Source organism: Streptomyces sp. SID12488, assembly GCF_010548275.1.
Classification (GTDB): Bacteria; Actinomycetota; Actinomycetes; order Streptomycetales; family Streptomycetaceae; genus Streptomyces.
On sequence record NZ_JAAGLT010000170.1, the window covers coordinates 1 to 385 of the forward strand.

Sequence of the window (385 nt, forward strand, 5' to 3'; positions counted from 1 at the left end):
CCTGGCACGACGTGTTCCGGCGGCTCGACCTGGGGTCCGAGCGGCTCGCGGGTCGGCGGTACCTGGTGGGGGAGAGCATCACCGAGGCCGACATCAGGCTGTTCACGACGCTGGTGCGCTTCGACCCCGTTTATCACGGCCACTTCAAGTGCAACCGGTCGAAGCTGGCCGAGGACCCGGTGCTGTGGGCGTACACCAGGGATCTCTACCAGACCCCCGGTTTCGGCGACACCGTCGACTTCGACCACATCAAGCGGCATTACTACCAGGTGCACACCGGCATCAACCCGACCGGCATCGTGCCGCTGGGCCCCGACCTGTCCCCCTGGCTGACCCCGCACCACCGCGAGGAGCTGGCCGGCACGCCGTTCGGCGACCGTACGCC

1 protein-coding gene is annotated in these 385 nt (G+C 68.3%); it reads left to right on the forward strand.

Going from position 1 to position 385, the window contains the following annotated elements:
* Positions 1-385 (forward strand): glutathione S-transferase C-terminal domain-containing protein (locus G3I56_RS43035; protein WP_203691988.1); only part of this gene is annotated, 385 nt, incomplete at both ends.